The 17,455-nt window shown below is 63.1% G+C and carries 14 protein-coding genes; 4 read left to right on the top strand and 10 right to left on the bottom strand.

Annotated features, from left to right (window positions below; genetic code table 11):
* Positions 1 to 21: 21 nt before the first annotated feature.
* Complete coding sequence (locus ACSQ84_RS16445; RefSeq protein ID WP_436212730.1) at positions 22 to 1,206, bottom strand: extensin family protein; 1,185 nt, start codon at positions 1,204 to 1,206, stop codon at positions 22 to 24.
* A gap of 82 nt (positions 1,207 to 1,288) precedes the next feature.
* On the opposite strand from ACSQ84_RS16445, the gene ACSQ84_RS16440 reads away from it, so the two are divergent.
* Positions 1,289 to 2,917 (top strand): fatty-acid--CoA ligase, encoded by a 1,629-nt coding sequence (locus ACSQ84_RS16440; RefSeq protein ID WP_436212729.1) that lies wholly within the window; start codon positions 1,289 to 1,291, stop codon positions 2,915 to 2,917.
* Here the strand turns inward: ACSQ84_RS16440 and ACSQ84_RS16435 are convergent.
* Positions 2,914 to 3,156 (bottom strand): hypothetical protein, encoded by a 243-nt coding sequence (locus tag ACSQ84_RS16435; RefSeq protein ID WP_436212728.1) that lies wholly within the window; start codon positions 3,154 to 3,156, stop codon positions 2,914 to 2,916. The genes ACSQ84_RS16440 and ACSQ84_RS16435 overlap by 4 nt on opposite strands.
* 92 nt (positions 3,157 to 3,248) lie before the next feature.
* On the opposite strand from ACSQ84_RS16435, the gene ACSQ84_RS16430 reads away from it, so the two are divergent.
* Together ACSQ84_RS16430 and ACSQ84_RS16425 are read left to right on the top strand one after the other, a co-directional pair.
* Positions 3,249 to 4,148 carry a LysR family transcriptional regulator gene (locus ACSQ84_RS16430; RefSeq protein ID WP_436212727.1) on the top strand — a complete coding sequence of 300 codons (900 nt, stop codon included), beginning with the start codon at positions 3,249 to 3,251 and terminating at the stop codon, positions 4,146 to 4,148.
* A gap of 134 nt (positions 4,149 to 4,282) precedes the next feature.
* Positions 4,283 to 5,128 (top strand): DUF1499 domain-containing protein, encoded by an 846-nt coding sequence (locus tag ACSQ84_RS16425; RefSeq protein ID WP_436212726.1) that lies wholly within the window; start codon positions 4,283 to 4,285, stop codon positions 5,126 to 5,128.
* A 1,099-nt stretch (positions 5,129 to 6,227) separates the two neighbouring features.
* Here the strand turns inward: ACSQ84_RS16425 and ACSQ84_RS16420 are convergent.
* The 8 genes from ACSQ84_RS16420 to ACSQ84_RS16385 all read right to left on the bottom strand — a co-directional run bounded on the left by ACSQ84_RS16420 (position 6,228) and on the right by ACSQ84_RS16385 (position 15,854).
* Positions 6,228 to 6,380 (bottom strand): hypothetical protein, encoded by a 153-nt coding sequence (locus ACSQ84_RS16420; RefSeq protein WP_436212725.1) that lies wholly within the window; start codon positions 6,378 to 6,380, stop codon positions 6,228 to 6,230.
* 54 nt (positions 6,381 to 6,434) lie between these two features.
* A complete protein-coding gene (locus ACSQ84_RS16415; protein ID WP_436212724.1) occupies positions 6,435 to 7,655 on the bottom strand; it encodes a 6-phosphofructokinase in 1,221 nt (406 codons plus the stop codon).
* Between the two features lie 17 nt (positions 7,656 to 7,672).
* The gene (locus ACSQ84_RS16410) at positions 7,673 to 9,016 is read right to left on the bottom strand and encodes a fructose-1,6-bisphosphatase (protein ID WP_436212723.1); all 1,344 of its coding nucleotides are present in this window, start codon (positions 9,014 to 9,016) and stop codon (positions 7,673 to 7,675) included.
* Between the two features lie 263 nt (positions 9,017 to 9,279).
* Positions 9,280 to 10,206, bottom strand: coding sequence for an MBL fold metallo-hydrolase (locus ACSQ84_RS16405; protein WP_436212722.1), 927 nt, complete (start codon positions 10,204 to 10,206; stop codon positions 9,280 to 9,282).
* A gap of 161 nt (positions 10,207 to 10,367) precedes the next feature.
* Positions 10,368 to 11,582 carry an acyl-CoA dehydrogenase gene (locus ACSQ84_RS16400; protein ID WP_436212721.1) on the bottom strand — a complete coding sequence of 405 codons (1,215 nt, stop codon included), beginning with the start codon at positions 11,580 to 11,582 and terminating at the stop codon, positions 10,368 to 10,370.
* A 191-nt stretch (positions 11,583 to 11,773) separates the two neighbouring features.
* Positions 11,774 to 12,850, bottom strand: a complete 1,077-nt coding sequence (gene ribB, locus ACSQ84_RS16395) for a 3,4-dihydroxy-2-butanone-4-phosphate synthase (RefSeq protein ID WP_436212720.1) — start codon at positions 12,848 to 12,850, stop codon at positions 11,774 to 11,776.
* Positions 12,851 to 13,171: 321 nt separating this feature from the next.
* Positions 13,172 to 13,993: a hypothetical protein gene (locus tag ACSQ84_RS16390; RefSeq protein ID WP_436212719.1), complete on the bottom strand. Its 822-nt coding sequence runs from the start codon at positions 13,991 to 13,993 to the stop codon at positions 13,172 to 13,174.
* Positions 13,994 to 14,132: 139 nt separating this feature from the next.
* Entirely contained in the window at positions 14,133 to 15,854 is a 1,722-nt protein-coding gene (locus ACSQ84_RS16385) for a cation:proton antiporter (protein ID WP_436212718.1), read from the bottom strand.
* A 356-nt stretch (positions 15,855 to 16,210) separates the two neighbouring features.
* Here ACSQ84_RS16385 and ACSQ84_RS16380 point away from each other — a divergent pair, with 356 nt between their 5' ends.
* Positions 16,211 to 17,455 (top strand): PLP-dependent aminotransferase family protein, encoded by a 1,245-nt coding sequence (locus ACSQ84_RS16380; RefSeq protein ID WP_436212717.1) that lies wholly within the window; start codon positions 16,211 to 16,213, stop codon positions 17,453 to 17,455.

Genomic DNA, 17,455 nt, shown 5'->3' with positions numbered 1-17,455 from the left:
GGTTATGCCGCAGCAGGACCATCAGGAGCGCCGGTCATGCCGGCGTTTTTTTGTGGCTGGCTTGCTTGTTGCGGGCTTGGGCTCGGCCTCGGGTTTCGCCGGATCGGATTTTGCATCCGCCGGCGCGGCGCTCGATTTCTCCGCAGCGGGTCTGGCGGCGCCGGATTTGTCTTCATCGGGTTTGGCGGCGACCTCGCGCGGCGGCGCCTCTTCCGGACGCGCAGCCGGCAACAGCGGCGCTTTCTGCGGCAGCGGGTCCCAGACGTCCCATTGGCAGATCCGGTAATTATTCCGCCGTTCCATCAGGTCGAGATGAATATGGTCCTCGTGATACCAGTCTGACCCTGGACCCAGCACTGTCGAGAACCGCGCGCACGCCGAATGCAGCACGGCTTCGCGCAAGTCCCGCGGCACGGTGCGATCGGTAAGCGAGATCGAGCGGCCATTGGCGAGCTTGATGGCGCGGATGTCGATCGCATTGGCGCGGCCGTGTTCGGACAGTCGCGCACCGACGATGCGGTTGCGGCCGCGGCATTCGAACGAGTCGAAGTTGTCGAGATCGCTGACCGTGCTGCCGAGCCGCTCCGCCAGCGGCGCGATGTCGTTGCGGATCCAGTCCGCCAATGCGGAGGCCATGGCGCAGCGCAGGATTGCCGCCGGCTTCACCGACACCTGCCGCTTGTCCGGCAGCACGATCGCCTCGAGCCGCACCAGGTCCTCGCCGCCGCAACCGCCGGCGCCGCGGATGTCCGGAATGCTGGGAGCGATGGCGATGGCGTCGGTCAGCGCGAGCCGGCAGGCCGAGGGTGGCGGTGGCTGGGGCGCTGGCGCCGGTTCGCCGGGCTTGCCCGCCTCCTTGGCAGTTTCCTTGGACGTTTCCTTGGGCGCTTCCTTGGACGTTTCCTTGGACGTTTCCTTGGCAGCCTCCTCAGCCTTGGGCCGGCCTTGGACGGCGGCTGGTGCATCGGCCGGGCGCGGCCGCGGCAGCGGCACTGCCGCACGCTGGACCTTCGCCCGCGGCTTCGGCGGGTAGATCCCGAACAGGTCGCCCCAGGGCGCCGACCGGGAGGCTTTCGCCGCCCAAGCCGGTTCGGAGAGCGCGCCAGGCAGGAGCAGCGCCACCGCAACGGTAACTATTGCCGCCGCCGTGCGGCCAAAGGCGCCATAAGCCCATTTTCGGCTTGCTTTCTCCGCGCTACAGTTCATGTCAATTCCATGATCGCGCGCCAAAACGCCCACACTTAGGCGGATGATGCGCGAGGAAATAACCTTTGGGAGGGACGCGCGTATGCTCGGATTGATGCAAGACTGGCCTTTGCTTTGCCACCGGATTATCGAACACGCGGCGCAGTATCACGGCACGCAAGAGGTCGTCACGCGGTCGGTCGAAGGCCCCATTCATCGCACCAATTACGCCGAAATTCGCGATCGCGCGCTAAAAGTTTCGCAACGGCTCGACCGCGACGGCATCAAGCTCGGTGACCGCGTCGCCACCATCGCATGGAACACCTGGCGCCATCTCGAGGCCTGGTACGGTATCATGGGCATCGGCGCGATCTGCCATACCGTCAATCCGCGCCTGTTCCCCGACCAGATCGCCTGGATCATCAACCACGCGCAAGACCGCGTGGTGATGACCGATATCACCTTCATTCCGATCCTGGAAAAGATCGCCGACAGCATGCCGAGCGTGGAACGCTACATCGTGTTCACCGACAAGGCACACATGCCGCAGACCACGCTGAAGAACGCGGTCGCCTATGAGGACTGGATCGCGGAAGCCGACGGCAAGTTCGAGTGGAAAACCTTCGACGAGAATACCGCAGCTGCGATGTGCTACACCTCGGGCACCACGGGCGACCCGAAGGGCGTGCTGTATTCGCACCGCTCCAACGTGCTGCACGGGCTGATGGCCAACAATGTCGACGCTCTCGGCACCAGCGCCGCCGAGACCATGCTGCCGGTGGTGCCGTTGTTCCACGCCAACAGCTGGGGCATCGCGTTCTCTGCGCCCTCGATGGGCACCAAGCTGGTGATGCCGGGCGCCAAGCTTGACGGTGCTTCGGTCTATGAGCTGCTCGAGACCGAGAAGGTCACGCACACCGCCGGCGTGCCGACAGTGTGGCTGATGCTGCTCAACCACATGGCCGCCGGAAACCTGAAGCTGCCCCACCTGAAGAGCGTGGTGTGCGGCGGCTCGGCGATGCCGCGCTCGATGATCAAGTCGTTCGTCGACATGGGCGTTCGCGTGCGCCACGCCTGGGGCATGACCGAGATGAGCCCGATCGGCACCGTGGCAGCGCTGAAACCGCCGTTTGCCGAGCTCGGCGGCGAGGAGCGGCTCGATGTCCTGCAGACCCAGGGCTATCCGCCGTTCGGCGTGCAGATGAAGATCACCGACGATGCCGGCAAGGAACTGCCTTGGGACGGCAAGACCTTTGGACGTCTCAAGGTCGCGGGACCAGCGGTTGCGAAGGCCTATTTCAAGGTCGATAGTGAGATCCTCGACGAGCACGGCTATTTCGACACTGGCGACGTCGCCACCATCGACCAGCACGGCTATATGCGGATCACCGACCGCTCCAAGGACGTCATCAAGTCCGGCGGCGAATGGATTTCGTCGATCGATCTGGAGAACCTCGCCGTTGGCCATCCGGCGGTGGCGGAAGCCGCCGTGATCGGCGTCCATCATCCCAAATGGGACGAGCGTCCGCTGCTGATCGTGCAGCTCAAGGCCGGCGAGAAGGCAACGCGCGAGGACGTCCTGAAATACATGGATGGCAAGATCGCCAAATGGTGGATGCCCGACGACGTCGTTTTTGTGGAAGGCATTCCGCACACCGCGACCGGCAAGATCCTGAAAACCGCGCTGCGCGACCAGTTCAAGAGCTACAGTTTTCCGAACGCGGCGGCTTAACCTCGGAGGGGCGCATTCGACCGGATGCGCCCCGACCGGCCCAAAACACGCCAGATCGCCAACGCCATCGCGCGCACGCTGCGCGCTGTTTCCCGCACGGCGGAAGCGATGGCCACGTCCCGTTCGCGGTGCGCGATCTTCCGATAGGCGGCGATATCGGGGCTGCCGTCCGGGTGACGCAACGCGCCTTCGCCTTGCGCCCACGACGCGGGGCCTTCGGAGTTCTTTTTCAAGGACATAACGGCGCTCCTTCATTGCAAGAAGGAACTATTATTACGCTTCCAATGTGATATAATTAGCTAGTATTCAGATACACTCGTGAACCAAATTCATGAATATCAATGCCGCCTCGGCCGAAATGAACGGATTTGTGCGGGTGGTCGAGCGCGGCAGCTTTGCCGCCGCGGCGGATGATCTCGGCGTGACGCCCTCCGCCCTGTCCAAGCTGGTCACGCGCATCGAAGACCGGCTGGGCGTGCGCCTCCTGACCAGGACCACGCGGCGGCTCGCCCTGACCGCCGAGGGCGACCTGTTTCTGGCCCGAAGCAGGGACATTCTGGCATCGATCGAAGCCGCTGAAGCCGAGGTGACGGCGGCAAGCCGGCTGCCGCGCGGTCATTTGCGGATCAGCGTCGGAACCGCCCTCACCAAACAAATACTGGGTCCGGCGCTCCCTGTTTTCCTTAAGCATTATCCTGACATCACCGTCGAGCTTCATGTTTCGGACCATCAGGTCGATCTGGTTGCCGAGCAGGTCGACGTCGCCATCCGCTCCGGCGCACTCGGCGACTCCGCCCTCGTGGCGCGCAAGATCGCCGACGCCACACGTGTTGTCTGCGCCAGCCCGCTTTATCTGCAGCGACACGGGTCGCCGCGCGTGCCCGCCGATCTGCTGCAGCACAATTGCCTGACGCTGCCGGGACCGGCGTGGTCGCAATGGCCCTTCCACACCCATGAAGGCATCAATCGCCTCGCCGTCTCAGGCTCATTCAGCAGCGACAATGCCGACCTGCTGCGCGATATGGCGATCGCCGGGCTCGGCATCGCGCGATTGGCGGATTTCATGGTCGCGCGGGCGATCCAGCAAGGCAGCCTCGTTCCGCTGCTGCAGGACACCCACATCGCCGAGTCGTTTCCGATCCACGCGCTGACCGTCCCGGGCCGCCACCGCGCGCCGCGCATCAAGGCCTTTATCGACTTTGTGGCCGCGCAGTTCGGACGTCCGGCATGACCACTACCATCATTTGGACTGATTTTCCGGCGCAAGCGGCTTTCCACGGGTGCGGAAAATGCGCTAGTTGAGGGCCGCGCCGGGTCGTCAATTGCGACCGGACCGGCAGCTGAATTCAGGATGGAAGTCCAGGGATGGCCCGCAGGTTTTCCGCTCCCTACCAGTCGGAGCCCGTGTCCAGCCTCGCCACGTGGTCGCGCAACCTTGCGATATTCTCGCTGGTTGCGGTGGTGGTCTCGACCCTCATCGTCCGCTTCGGCTTCCTCGAAATGAAGCCGGCGCTGGCGACGTTCTTCGGCGCGCTGGCCTGCGCGGGCCTTTCCATCCTGGTCGGCCTCGCCGCGTTTGCGGCGATCTGGCAGAACGGCTCGCGCGGCATGGGCCGCATCGTGCTGGCGCTGCTGATCAACGCCGCCATCCTCGCCTACCCCGCCTATCTGGCCCTGCAATACCGCAAGCTGCCGCCGATCCACGACATCACCACCGATCCGATCGATCCGCCGCGCTTCCAGGCGCTGGCGCCGCTGCGCGCCGGCGAAGGCACCAATCCCGCCGTCTATGCCGGGCTCTATTCCGCCGAACAGCAGCGGATCGCCTACCCCGATATCGAGACCGTGGAGCTCGAGGTCCCGGCGCAGCGCGCCTACGAGATCACGCTCGCGCTCGTCAACAAGCGCAAATGGCGCGTGGTCGACGAACGTCCGCCGCAGGCGCGCCGCGAGGGGCGCATCGAGGCGATCGCGCAAACGCTGATCATGGGATTCCGCGAAGACATCTCGATCCGCATCAAGGCCGACGGCGAGGATTCCCGCGTCGATATCCGCTCGGCCTCGCGCTATTTCGACAGCGACCTCGGCAGCAACGCCGCACGCATCACCAGGCTGATCGAGGACATCAACACCGTGGCCGACACCAAGCCGGCCGCCAAGAAACCGGCGGCGCCAGCCAAGGCGCCGGCCAAGACGGTGAAGAAGCAGTAGCGTGCTGGCGTGGACGGTGCGCTCCCTCGCCCCGCGCTTGCGCGGGTGCAGGACCGCATTTCCGGGATTATCCCCTAACCCGACATGACGTGGACACAACAAAACCGAAGCGAATGATCCGGTGCGGAGTTTCCGCATCGCTCCAAGTCCGTTGATTGAAACATGTGATCCTGCGTCTTCGCGCAGCCAGCGGTATGGACTAGCGACGTCCTGATCGCTTGAGTTCGGCGACCTGAGGCTTCTTCTCCCCGGCCAACTTCCCACCGGCCATCAGGCTGCTGCAATACCACCAGGCTCCACGGTTGTTTCCACCCAAAAACAGCGTGGTCTCCCTGCACTCCTCGTAGGTTTTGTAGTTGCGTACGTTTCTGCACGTTACCGATAAATCAAAAAGACTCCCTGAGGTGGAGCATCCATTCCAGGGTTGGTTGCCGTACTTGAAACTTGTTTGATGACCATCGGTGTAGTTGCTGGAGGTTCTCTCAAGCGCCGCAAGCCTCGCCATGACTGAACCTGGCGCCGCCGATGGCGTTTGAGCGCTTGGCGATGTCCGGCGAGATGCAACTGTGTTGGCCGCCGGCTTCGGCCGATGTGGCCTTGCCACCCGCCTCGGCGCGTCGACGGTGATGCCAGGAAGCGCGGTAGCGGCGCCTGTTGCGGTTTGCGACATTGCCGTACCGCTCGGGCCGCACAACAGTGCAGTTGACAGGATCGCGACAGCTGAGGGCGCGACAAAGCTTGACGACAATCTCATGACATGTCCTTCCCAAAACCGGGACGGAAATGCCGTCCCGGTAAGTGCACGGTACCATACATTTCGAATGGAGCTACCGAGGGTTGAAAAGTTATCTGCCGGTGACTCGCGATCGACGTGGCGGCGAAGAGAACGCTGAGCGCTTGCTTAAATGCGCAGCAAAGCGGACGTCGCCGGCCCACCAAGAAACCGGCGAGCCGGCCAAGGCGCAAGCCAACCCTAGTGTCCTAAATTCAAGATGATAGAGTGTCGTAATTCGCAGTATGACCGGTGAGGACACCATGGGATGGTTTGACCGGCTGTTTGGAAGAACCCCGGGGCCTACTAGCCAACTCTTTGCCAGATTCAGAAAGAAATCACGGGCACCAACTGATCCTGATCTTCTGAAGATTGCCAAAGACCGAAAAGGGCATATTTCACGGAGAGCAGTGAGAGATGAGTATAATCGGCTGCTTTTGGAGAAGTACTCGCACGATAAGGATTGATTTCTAATTTCATCTACTTCCGCGGCTGCCCCATAGGAGAAGCTCTTGGCGATTACCGCCTGGCACCCTATGACGCGCGGTTGAGAAAGACCGGCAGCCCCAGCTTGTTGCCGTAGATGGGACGGTAGCGCTCCGTGTTGTATGTGCTGGCGACATCCAATTTGCGAGGCCCCAGGTTGGGGTCAGGGATGGGCACGAGGTCGTAACGGCCCTCTACCAGAGCCGACATGAGACCGGTCTTGCCTTCCAGGATGGCATCGTAGGCCATGTTGCCGAAAGTCAGAGCTACAAGCTTGTCGATGAAGTCAGGTTCGCCCGATCGCAAATCGTAGGTAAGGTCGGAGGTGATCGTCTCTTCTCCAGCGCGCTGTTTGATCTCCTCGGCAAGCGATTCCGCCACGCTGGCCTTCTTGCGGTGACCGTAGGCGTCGGGCACGCCGTATTCCTGCAGCTTGTAGCCCTCCCATTCGGCGCCCTCGCTGAGCACGATCAGCGCGTAATTGCTCGGGTTGGCGCGCTTCTCCTCAAGGAGCAACTGGATCAATCTGTCGAGATTGACCCTGTACTCCGGTATGACGCATCGGATCGAGGTCGCGTACGCGGTGTAGAGCGCGGTAAATCCGGCATCGCGGCCAAAGACGCGGAAAATGCCAATTCGCTCGTGCGAGCCGACCGTGGTTCGCTGCCGCTGGATAGCCGCGCTGGCGCGAGTGATCGCGGTCGAGAAGCCGATGCAGTACTCGGTGTTGCGGACGTCGTTGTCCATCGTCTTCGGGATGGCGATGATCTTGACACCGAGTTCGTTGAGCTTGGCGGCATAACTAAGCGTGTCGTCGCCGCCGATGGCGATCAGGTGTTCGATGCCGAGCCCCGAGAGGTTCGCCAGCACCTGGCCGGTGAGGTCCCACGTCTTGGTTGCGCCGCCGCCCCTGGTACTCAGGGAGACCGGAAGGTCCTTGCCGACGAGATGATCGGGCAGCTTTTGCATTTTGGACGGATTGGTGCGGCTCGAGTGCAGCACGGTGCCGCCGCTCCGGTCGATGGTGCGCGTGTTTTCACGATTCAGGGGCATGAGGTAGTGAGATTTGCTGGCCGGGTCTTCCAGGTTGAGGTGCGTGAGGGCCTCCCAACCACGGCGGAGGCCGATGACCTCAATGCCGTTCTCACTGCCGCGATAAGTCACGCTCTTGATGACAGCGTTAAGGCCGGGGACATCGCCGCCGCCCGTGAGAATGCCGATGCGTTTTCTCGCCAAGTCCACCTCCCAGCATTGGCATGTCGCAATCATGCACAGCGTAGCGTACTTTACTCGGCCGCTTCCGGCTTGCGCTCCTTGCGCACCTGGAAACGCTTCAGCAGCGAGGACACGGTGTCGCGGAAGCCACCATACTCGAGCTCGGAATAGGGCAGCATCGCGGCGCCGGACCAGCCCTGGCTGCGCATCTCGATTGCCTTGCGCTGGGCGCGCCGGCGGACTTCGTCCCACGCCGGGTTGTCGAAGAAATCGGTAAAGGATTCCGAAAAACGGCCGTTCTTGTCGATCGAAAAGCCGGTGCAGGAAACGATCGGCAGGCAGTACAGGCCTGTCACCGGTGTGTTAAGTGGCACAGGCATGAGCGGCATCACGTGCGAGCCGCGTGCATCGCCGCCTACGAAGTGCGCCTTCGCGAACGGTGAGATGATTTCTTCAGGCGCGGGGAAAATCCCTTGGTTCCTGACGATCGCGACCGGATCGTCCTTGCCGGTATACTTGCCTGCGATCGAGTGAAGACGCTGCGCCGAAACAGCGACGGCGATCTCGTTGTTCGTTCGAGAAACGATGCGATCGATCCCAAAGCGCTCATTGTCGCGGAGCAGCGCGGCAATGTGGTAGCCGTCCGCGGGCGCGTCGAGTTCGATGACGCTGTCGCCAGCCGTGTGGTCCATGTCGATGACATGGAAACGGAAACCCTTGATCATCGGGGGAAGCATCAGCCCGGCGCAATACATGGGATCGGCGAAGGCGAGGTAGAGCGGCAGGTTGTAGGCGCCGGGGCCGCATTTGTCGGCGGCGAACACCATGAAGGACTCCGCAGGTCTCGTGCCCGAGAGGCTGTGGTCGAAGCTGAGCTCGGCGACGCCCGGGCCGGCGCCTCGGACGTTTCCGGACGGTGCGTCGACGAGAAGATCCTGGCCGGCGCCATAAAGCCCGGAGGTTTTCGCGACCGAGGTGGCCGCGAGGAACGCCTTCCAGGCAAGTTGATGCACCTCGGAGCTCCCTTCGCCCCGTGTGTGCGTCATGATGATCGCAATGTCGTCGCCAGTGTGGCAGACGAAACCGTCGATCAGCAGGCCATCGCAGATCGCCTTCGCGACCTCGCCCTCGACAGTCGCCAGCATGCGTGTAGACGGTTTCGTGTGGCCGCCGACGGAGCCTATGTCAGCCTTGATGACCGAAAGGGTGAGTCTCATGAGCGTTCCCTCCGACCAGCGCAGCGCCTCGGCGCCTGGGCTTGCTGCACGGGGCGACGGCGCTGCTCCTTCGCGAAAAAGAACGTCTGAGGTTTCCGTTAGGTTCCACAAATGCATTTCTCGAAAAGCGCAGGCTCGGTAGCCGGGATCATCGATCACCATAAAGATCATGCCAGAAGCGATGGGATAATAGTTCATGCGCCGCCATTTGCTGCGATGCACGAGTCCGGTGCTGGCACACTTTTCGGACTTGGGAGGTCCGACTTGAGTCTGTTATGCGCAGCAAAGCGGACCTCGGCGGCCAGGGCCCAAGCCAAGAGGGTGAAGAAGTGACGCGCGAAATCGCGTCATTCCGGGGCGCGCCTTAGCGCGAACCTCAGATGCGCGATTGCGCATCGGGGAATCTCGAGATTCCGGGTTCGACACTGCGTGTCGCCCCGGAATGACGGGGATGGTTCGTTCTAAGAAGCCATCCGATAGGTCCCGCCGATCACGGGATCGCCGTCGGTCGCCACGATGCCGCGCGACACCAGGTCTTCCAGATGCGCCAGCACCGAATAGCCGGCAGCCCCGGTCAGCCGCGGATCGAGGCCGATATAGATCGCGCGCACCATGGTCGGGATGTCGGCCTCGCCCTTGGCGAGGCGATGCAGAATCGAGGCTTCGCGCGCGCGGCGGTGCCGGGTCAGGAAGCGGACATAGCGCGGGCCCTCCGGAATTTCCGGGCCGTGGCCTGAGAAATACAGATCCTCGGGCCGGCGCTCCAGCCGCGCCAGCGAATCCATGTAGTCGATCATCGATCCGTCCGGCGGGGCCACGATCGAGGTCGACCAGCCCATCACGTGGTCGCCGACGAAATTGATCTTCCGCTCGCCCCAGGCGAACGCCAGATGATTGGCGGTGTGTCCCGGAGTGGCCACCGCTTCCAGCGCCCAGCCAGCGCCTTCGATGACGTCGCCGTCCTTGACCTCGATGTCGGGCCGAAAGTCGCGGTCGGCCCCCGATTCCGGATTGTGCTTCTCGCTCTCGAAGCGCGGCCGCGAGGCGCGGTGCGGCCCCTCGGCGTAAACCGGCGCGCCGGTGGCGGCCTTGATCCGTGCGGTGTTCGGCGAATGGTCGTTGTGGGTATGGGTGGCCAGGATATGCGTCACGGTTTCGCCGCGCACGGCATCCAGCAGCGCTTTCGCGTGCACCTCGTTGTCCGGGCCGGGATCGATGATCGCGACCTTGCCTCGGCCTACGATGTAACTGACCGTGCCGGTGAAGGTGAACGGGCTCGGATTATTGCAGAGCACCCGCCGCACGCCCGGGCGGGCTTCGTCGACGACGCCTGGTTTGAGCGGGAAGTCGCGGTTGAACGGGATGTCTTCGTTGTCGGTTTCGGCCATGGGAGACTCGGTTTAGGGGACCGTCATCCTGAGGTGCGAGCCCTTGCGAGCCTCGAAGGATGGCAGGCACCGCGGCTAGTCATCCTTCGAGGCGCGCTGAAGAAGCGGGCACCTCCCGAGTGAGCGCAGAGCGCTCATCCGGGGATGACGGTTGGCGAGACTTACGAAAACGCCTGGATGCCCGTGATCGCGCGGCCCAGGATCAGGGCGTGGACGTCGTGGGCGCCTTCATAGGTGTTCACGGTCTCCAGATTCGAAGAGTGCCGCATCACGTGATACTCGATCTGGATGCCGTTGCCGCCATGCATGTCGCGGGCGACGCGGGCGATGTCGAGCGCCTTGCCGCAATTGTTGCGCTTGACGATCGAGATCATCTCCGGCGCCACCTTGCCCTCGTCCATCAGGCGGCCGACCCGCAATGAGGCCTGCAGGCCCAGCGAGATCTCGGTCTGCATGTCGGCGAGTTTCTTCTGCACCAGCTGGGTTGCCGCCAGCGGCCGGCCGAACTGCTTGCGGTCGAGCGTGTATTGCCGCGCGCGCGCCATGCAGTCCTCGGCAGCGCCCATCACGCCCCAGGAAATGCCGTAGCGGGCGCGGTTGAGGCAGCCGAACGGGCCCTTCAGACCGGACACGTTGGGCAACAAGGCGCTCTCCGGCACCACCACGCCGTCCATCACGATTTCGCCGGTGATCGAAGCGCGCAAGCTAAGCTTGCCGCCGATCTTCGGCGCCGACAGGCCCTTCATGCCTTTTTCAAGGATGAAGCCGCGGATCTGGTTGTCGTGCGCGGCGGACTTGGCCCAGACGACAAAAACGTCGGCGATCGGCGCGTTCGAAATCCACATCTTGCTGCCGGTCAGCCGGTAGCCGTCGGAAACCTTCTCGGCGCGCGTCTTCATGCCGCCGGGATCTGAGCCGGCATCGGGCTCGGTCAGGCCGAAGCAGCCGACCCATTCGCCGGTGGCAAGCTTGGGCAGATATTTCTTGCGCTGGTTGTCGTCGCCATAGGCGTAGATCGGGTGCATCACCAGCGAGGACTGCACCGAATTCATCGAGCGATAGCCGGAATCGACGCGCTCGATCTCGCGCGCCACCAGGCCATAGGCGACATAGCTTGCACTGGCGCAGCCATATTCTTCCGGCAGCGTGATGCCGATCAGGCCAAGCTCGCCCATCTCGTTGAAGATCTCGCGGTCGGTCTTTTCCTCGAGATAGGCCTTGGTCACGCGCGGCAGCAGCTTGTCCTGCGCATAGGCACGCGCGGTGTCGCGGATCATGCGCTCATCTTCGGTGAGCTGCTCGTCGAGCAGGAACGGATCGTCCCACTGGAAACCCGCCGCGGTCGGCTTGTCCTTGGACTGAGGGCGCACGCTCATAAAAATCCCTTTCGCATCACTGTCCTCATTGGAGTTGACGGCCAAAATAGTGCGCTATCGTCCGAAGCGCAATTGAATTGGGCCTTTCACGTCATTCCGGGGCGCGAAGCGAACCCGGAATCTCGAGATTCCCCGGGGCGCAATCGCGCCCCTGAGGTTCGATGCTTCGCATCGCCCCGGAATGACAACACTCAACCCTCGAGCCGTTCGTTGGAGACGATCTCGATCCCGAAACCGGACAGTCCCTTGTAGTCGTGCACCGACGAGGTCAGATGCCGGATCGACGTGATGCCGAGGTCGCGCAATATTTGCGCGCCGACGCCGACTTCGCGCCACTGCCGGTTACGATCGGCTTCGGCGGATTTCTGTTCGCCGACCGGTTCGACCGGAACGCCGGCGGCGCCATCGCGCAAATATACCAGCACGCCGCGGCCGGCAGCCTTGAAATGATTCAGCACGATCTGCATGCGCGCCTGGCCGGTGAACAGATCCTTGACGATGTTGGGCTTGTGCAGCCGCGTCAGCACGTTCTTGCCGTCGCCGATGCCGTTATAGACAAAGGCGGCGTGCGCGATCTCGTCGAACGGCGAACGGTAGGCATAGCCCTGCAGCGGGCCGATCGGGCTATCGGTGGTAAAGGTCGCGACCCGCTCGATCAGCTTCTCGCGCGCCTGGCGATAGGCGATCATGTCAGCGATCGTGACGTGCTTGAGCTTGTGGGTGGCGGCGAATTTTGCGACCTGCATGCCCTTCATCACGGTACCGTCGTCGTTCATCAACTCGGAGATGACGCCGACCGGCGGCAGGCCGGAGAGCTTGCAGAGGTCGACCGCGGCCTCGGTGTGCCCCGAACGCAGCAGCACGCCGCCGTCGCGGGCGATCAGCGGGAAAATATGTCCGGGCCGGGCGAAATCGCTGGCGCCGGCATTCGGGTTGGCCAGCGCGCGGCAACAGGAGGCGCGTTCTTCCGCCGAGATTCCGGTGCCGCCATCGGGCTTGTAGTCGATCGAGACCGTGAAGGCCGTCGTGTGACTGGAATCATTATGCGCCACCATCGGATCAAGCCGGAACCGGCGCGCGTCATCTTGCGTGATCGGCGCGCAGACGATGCCCGAGGTGTGGCGGATGATGAACGCCATTTTCTCGGCGGTGCAGAGCGAGGCCGCGACGATCAAATCGCCCTCGCCTTCCCGGTCGTCATCGTCGGTAACGACGACGAGTTCGCCATTGGCAAAGGCTTGCAGAACTTCCTGGATCGTATCGGCCATCTTCTCAAATTCTCGCGTTGTACAGGCAGTGCATTAGCCGGACTCATGGGCCCGCGCCAGCGTCAATCCGCAGGGCAGAACGTCGCCGGCCGTGTTTCGCTGTACGAAATAGACACGCAGGAAACCTGACGAGGTCCGGCTTGCCATGGTCGCACCCATGAGAACAAGAAGCACAATTCAGGTAAGAGACATAAGGGTTTTCGGGTGAATTTCCACCTGATGGCATGGGCGGGGTTCGCCCTGATGGCAGGGATCGGGGGCCTGCCGCACCCTGCCGCCGCCGCCGAATGGCCGACCCGCGACATCACCTTCCGTAGCGCTTCACCTTCCCCGCTCGCGCCGTTTCGAGCAGCCTGCCGCAACCAGGATGCAGAAGACCCATCCCAGCAGAGGCACAGCTGCCGTCCGCGCAATGGCCTGGTATTGGTCCGCGAGAGCGCCTGAAATCGAGGGCGCGCGCGTCACGATGAGCGGCTCATCCAGTGTCTTGAGGCCGAATTTCGTGGCCGCATCGCGCGCGATGATCTGCGCGCCGGATACGGCAATGCCGACGAACCGGACATATTCACCGCCGGGCTCGTTCCAGAATTGAGGATGCGAGGTGAGGATGCGTCCGGAATCCCTGACCTCGCCCGCGACCCAGACTTCAACAGGAAACTCCGGTCTCCAGCCGTCGCCGACCAGCGGGGCCAGACGGCGGGTGCCGTAACTCTCGTTGCCGCGGCCGCCGCTCATGCGCGCCTCCCCCGCGAAATCGGTGGCAACGCGCCAGCGCGGCGCGGCGTAGCCGGCGACGCCGACACCGGCAGGAATATCGTCGACCAGACGCAGATTGACGGTGCGGCCCCACAAGGGGGCATCCACGACAAAGGCCGGCGACACGCCCGTCAACGTCATGATCGCAACCGCAGGCATGAACAGACCCGCCCGGGCTCGCGTGACGCTAATGGCTAGCGGAAGGCCAAGCAGAAAGACGAGGGCGATCCATGGCACGACGGGCGTGTACGCAACGACAAGCGTGCCGAGCGTCAGCTGAAACAGGATCGCGGCCGTCCCCGCCCGCAGGCAACCGAACAGCGTGGACGACGGGGACGCCGCGCTCGATGCACGGGCGTCATTTGATGACGATAATGATGATCGCATGCCGCTTGAAATTTCTTTGCGGCCAGGGAAATGGCGCCGCCGTACGAACTTCAGTGTCGGCTACATTAAATCCGGTTCAAGCGGATGCGTGCGTGACGTCACACGTCCACAGACCCCTTCCCCCGCGAGCAGAAGGCCTTTACGGCAGCACTTCCTTGCGCTCGGCGAGCAGCGCATCCATCTCGGCGCGCTTGTCTCCGAGGAGGTCGGCGGCGGCGGCCTCGATCACAGTATAGAGCTCGTGGGCGTCGCTGAGCCGGGTCACCGTCACGTAATCGGCGCCGGCTGCGTAGAGATCGTTGACGTCGCGCAGCATATCGGCGGTCGCGACGATCTTGGCGGTTGGGTTGAGGGTGCGGACGTGCCGGACCAGCTTCTCGTTGTTGGCGCCCTTCAGAAGCGAATCCGGCACGCTCAGGATGATCAGCTCCGACTTGCCGATCCCGGCATGGAGCAGCGTATCGACATTGCTGATATCGCCATAGACCACGTGCAGACCGCGATCGGCCAGCGTCCGGAACACGTTGGGATTGAAATCGATCACGGTGATCTGTTCGAGCACGAGGGGATTCTGCCGCTCGATTTCGGCCAGCAGCGCGCTCGCGGCGCGGAAGAAGCCGAGAATGACGATGCGGCGGGCCTCATGGCCGCCCTCATGTCCAGCATCGCCCTGGCCGTGATCGAGATCGCGCAGGCCGATCCTCTTCAGCGGACCGATCAGACCTCGCGTGATCTCATCGCTCTTGCCCATCACGAAGGTGCTGAGCACGGCCAGAATGACGAACGCGAACGACGCCGCGCTCGAGGTTTCGGTCCCGATATGGTTGGCGAGGACGCCGGTCTGAATGACGACCAGCGAGAACTCGGAGATCTGCGCCAGATTGATCGCCGGCAACAGGCTGGCGCGCAGACCCTGCTTCATCAGATAGAGCGGTACAAACGTCGTCACCACACGGCTCACGACGGTGAAGGCCGCGATCAACAGCGCCAGCCCGATCACCGACAGGCCGGGGATCGGAATGGTCATGCCCAACGCCACGAAGAACAGCGTGATGAAGAAATCGCGCAGCGTCGTCACCTTGGCGGTGACGTCGAGCGCATAGGGGAATGTCGAGAGCGAGACACCGGCGACGAGCGAACCCATCTCGCGCGACAGATGCAGTTTTTCGGCGATCTCGCCGATCAGGAAACACCAGGCCAGCGCACCGAGCAGGATCAGCTCCGGCCGGCGCGCGATCTGGTGAAACAACCGCGGCAGCACGTAACGGCTCAGCACCAATGCGGTCGCCACCAGCACGCCGACCCGGCCGATCGAGATCAGGATCACACTGATCTGCAGATCGGCGAGGCTCGGCTGCACCGCCAGGAACAGGATCGCGAAAATATCCTGCAGCACCAATACGCCGAGCGTGATGCGGCCGGGCAGCGTATCGAGCTCGCGCTTCTCGTACAGCACCTTGACGATGATGACCGTTGAAGAGAGTGCGCAGGCGACGCACAGATACAGCGCGTCGAAACGCCCCGCCCCCAACGACAGTCCGATCCCCCAGAAGAACAGGATGCCGAGCAGGCAGCCGCCGACCAATTGCCCGCCCGCGGCAAACAGGATGACCTTGCCGGCGCGCACGATCTTTTTCAGGTCGATTTCCAGCCCGATCATGAACAGCATGAAGATCAGGCCGAGTTCGGAGATGACGTGAATCGAATCCTTGGAATGGACCCATTTCATGCCGAATGGACCAATGACAAACCCGGCGATAAGGTAGGCGAGGATCAGCGGTTGCCGGGTAAAATGGGCCAGCAAACCAAGCACCCAGGCAAACAGGATGCATAACGTGATATCGCCAATAAGCTCGTGCATAGTTCCTGACTTTTTCCTCACCGCAACCTAGAGACCGGGGCGCAATGGTCAAACGAGCAATGTGTCACATCCGCCTGACAGGTCTCTTTCTAGCGATTCTTGCCTGCCTGTCGATCCTTTACACCCAGGGAACGCACGCGCAGGTGGACAGCGCCGGGGCCAGTTTCGTGGTCGATTTGGCGGCGCAGGGGGAAATCGCAAAGCCCGCGGGCACCGATGCTCGGCCGCGGACATTACGCTTTCATCACCCGGGGGCGAGCGATTAAGATCGTCGGCAAGAACTGACAAAAACCAAAAACACCGGAGGGCCGCGCCAGCGGTCCTCTCAACGAAAAACAAAACGGGAGTGATTGTCCATGTCTACCGCATCCATTTTCGATTTCGCACCACTGCTGCCGGCCGGATTGCCGGCGCCGGCGGCGCGGTGGACGGGCCTGGCCAAATACAGTTTCGTCGGCGGCAACAATGATCCCGACCAGGTGCCGGTCGATGGCCTGATCGAGGCGGTCAGTGCCGTGCTCAAACGCGAGGGCAGGACGCTCGCGACCTACGGCCTCGCCAGCGGCCCGCAGGGCTATCGTCCGCTGCGCGAGTTCCTCAGCAAAAAGCTCCAGCGCGACGCCGGCATCGACTGCGCCGCCGATGACGTCATGATCGTGTCCGGTTCACTGCAAGCGCTCGATCTCGTCAACGCGACGCTGCTGGCGCGCGGCGATACCGTGCTGATCGAACAGGAGACCTATCAGGGCGCGCTGAGCCGGCTGACGCGGCTCGGCGTCAGGACGGTCGGCATTCCCCTCGATGACGAGGGAATGCGGATCGACGCGCTGGCGGCGGCGCTCGCCGACCACAAGCGCCGCGGCATCACGCCGAAATACATCTACACCATCCCGACCGTGCAGAACCCGACCGGCTCGATCCTGCCGCAGACGCGGCGCGCTGAGATGATCAGGCTGTCGCAGCAATACGGCGTGCCGATTTTCGAGGACGATTGCTATGCCGACCTGATCTGGAACGGCCAGCGCCCGCCCGCGATCTATGCGATGAGCCAGCAAGGCGGCGTCATCCATATCGGCTCGTTTTCCAAATCGATCGCGCCCGCGCTGCGGGTCGGCTTCATCGTTGCGCCCTGGGAGATGATGTCGCGGATGCTGGCCCTGAAGACCGACGCCGGCTCCGGCGCGCTGGAGCAGATGGTGCTGGCGGAATATTGCGCGCCGCATTTCGCAACCCACGTGCCGAAGCTGACGCGCGGCCTGCGCGCCAAGCTCGACACGCTGATGGAGGCGCTCAACGAACAGTTCGGCACCGCGGCGGAGTTCGAGGATCCCAAGGGAGGAATTTTCCTGTGGGTCAAACTCCCCGACACCGTCGACACGCTGAAACTGTATCAGGCGGCGCTGGCCGCCGGGGTCGCCATCAACCCCGGGCCGGAATGGTCGACCGACAAGGCCTATGCCGGCAGCCGGTTACGGCTGTGCTTTGCCAGTCCCTCCCATGAGCAGATTCGCGAAGGCGTCGCCGTGCTGGCGGAAGTCTGCCGCAAGGAATTCGGCGTGCCGGAGCGCAGCGCGAACGTCGAGAAGCGAGCGCGCACCTGA

It is taken from the genome of Bradyrhizobium sp. LjRoot220, assembly GCF_964252915.1.
Taxonomy (GTDB): Bacteria; Pseudomonadota; Alphaproteobacteria; order Rhizobiales; family Xanthobacteraceae; genus Bradyrhizobium.
This window is presented reverse-complemented; position numbering and strand designations above follow the sequence as displayed.

Bases quoted from the DNA above. Each gene is read 5' to 3' on its own strand.
- ACSQ84_RS16445 (WP_436212730.1), bottom strand. From the start codon at position 1,206: ATGAACTGTAGCGCGGAGAAAGCAAGCCGAAAATGGGCTTATGGCGCC.
- ACSQ84_RS16440 (WP_436212729.1), top strand. From the start codon at position 1,289: ATGCTCGGATTGATGCAAGACTGGCCTTTGCTTTGCCACCGGATTATC.
- ACSQ84_RS16435 (WP_436212728.1), bottom strand. From the start codon at position 3,156: ATGTCCTTGAAAAAGAACTCCGAAGGCCCCGCGTCGTGGGCGCAAGGC.
- ACSQ84_RS16430 (WP_436212727.1), top strand. From the start codon at position 3,249: ATGAATATCAATGCCGCCTCGGCCGAAATGAACGGATTTGTGCGGGTG.
- ACSQ84_RS16425 (WP_436212726.1), top strand. From the start codon at position 4,283: ATGGCCCGCAGGTTTTCCGCTCCCTACCAGTCGGAGCCCGTGTCCAGC.
- ACSQ84_RS16420 (WP_436212725.1), bottom strand. From the start codon at position 6,380: ATGAAATTAGAAATCAATCCTTATCGTGCGAGTACTTCTCCAAAAGCA.
- ACSQ84_RS16415 (WP_436212724.1), bottom strand. From the start codon at position 7,655: ATGATTGCGACATGCCAATGCTGGGAGGTGGACTTGGCGAGAAAACGC.
- ACSQ84_RS16410 (WP_436212723.1), bottom strand. From the start codon at position 9,016: ATGAACTATTATCCCATCGCTTCTGGCATGATCTTTATGGTGATCGAT.
- ACSQ84_RS16405 (WP_436212722.1), bottom strand. From the start codon at position 10,206: ATGGCCGAAACCGACAACGAAGACATCCCGTTCAACCGCGACTTCCCG.
- ACSQ84_RS16400 (WP_436212721.1), bottom strand. From the start codon at position 11,582: ATGAGCGTGCGCCCTCAGTCCAAGGACAAGCCGACCGCGGCGGGTTTC.
- ribB (WP_436212720.1), bottom strand. From the start codon at position 12,850: ATGGCCGATACGATCCAGGAAGTTCTGCAAGCCTTTGCCAATGGCGAA.
- ACSQ84_RS16390 (WP_436212719.1), bottom strand. From the start codon at position 13,993: ATGCGATCATCATTATCGTCATCAAATGACGCCCGTGCATCGAGCGCG.
- ACSQ84_RS16385 (WP_436212718.1), bottom strand. From the start codon at position 15,854: ATGCACGAGCTTATTGGCGATATCACGTTATGCATCCTGTTTGCCTGG.
- ACSQ84_RS16380 (WP_436212717.1), top strand. From the start codon at position 16,211: ATGTCTACCGCATCCATTTTCGATTTCGCACCACTGCTGCCGGCCGGA.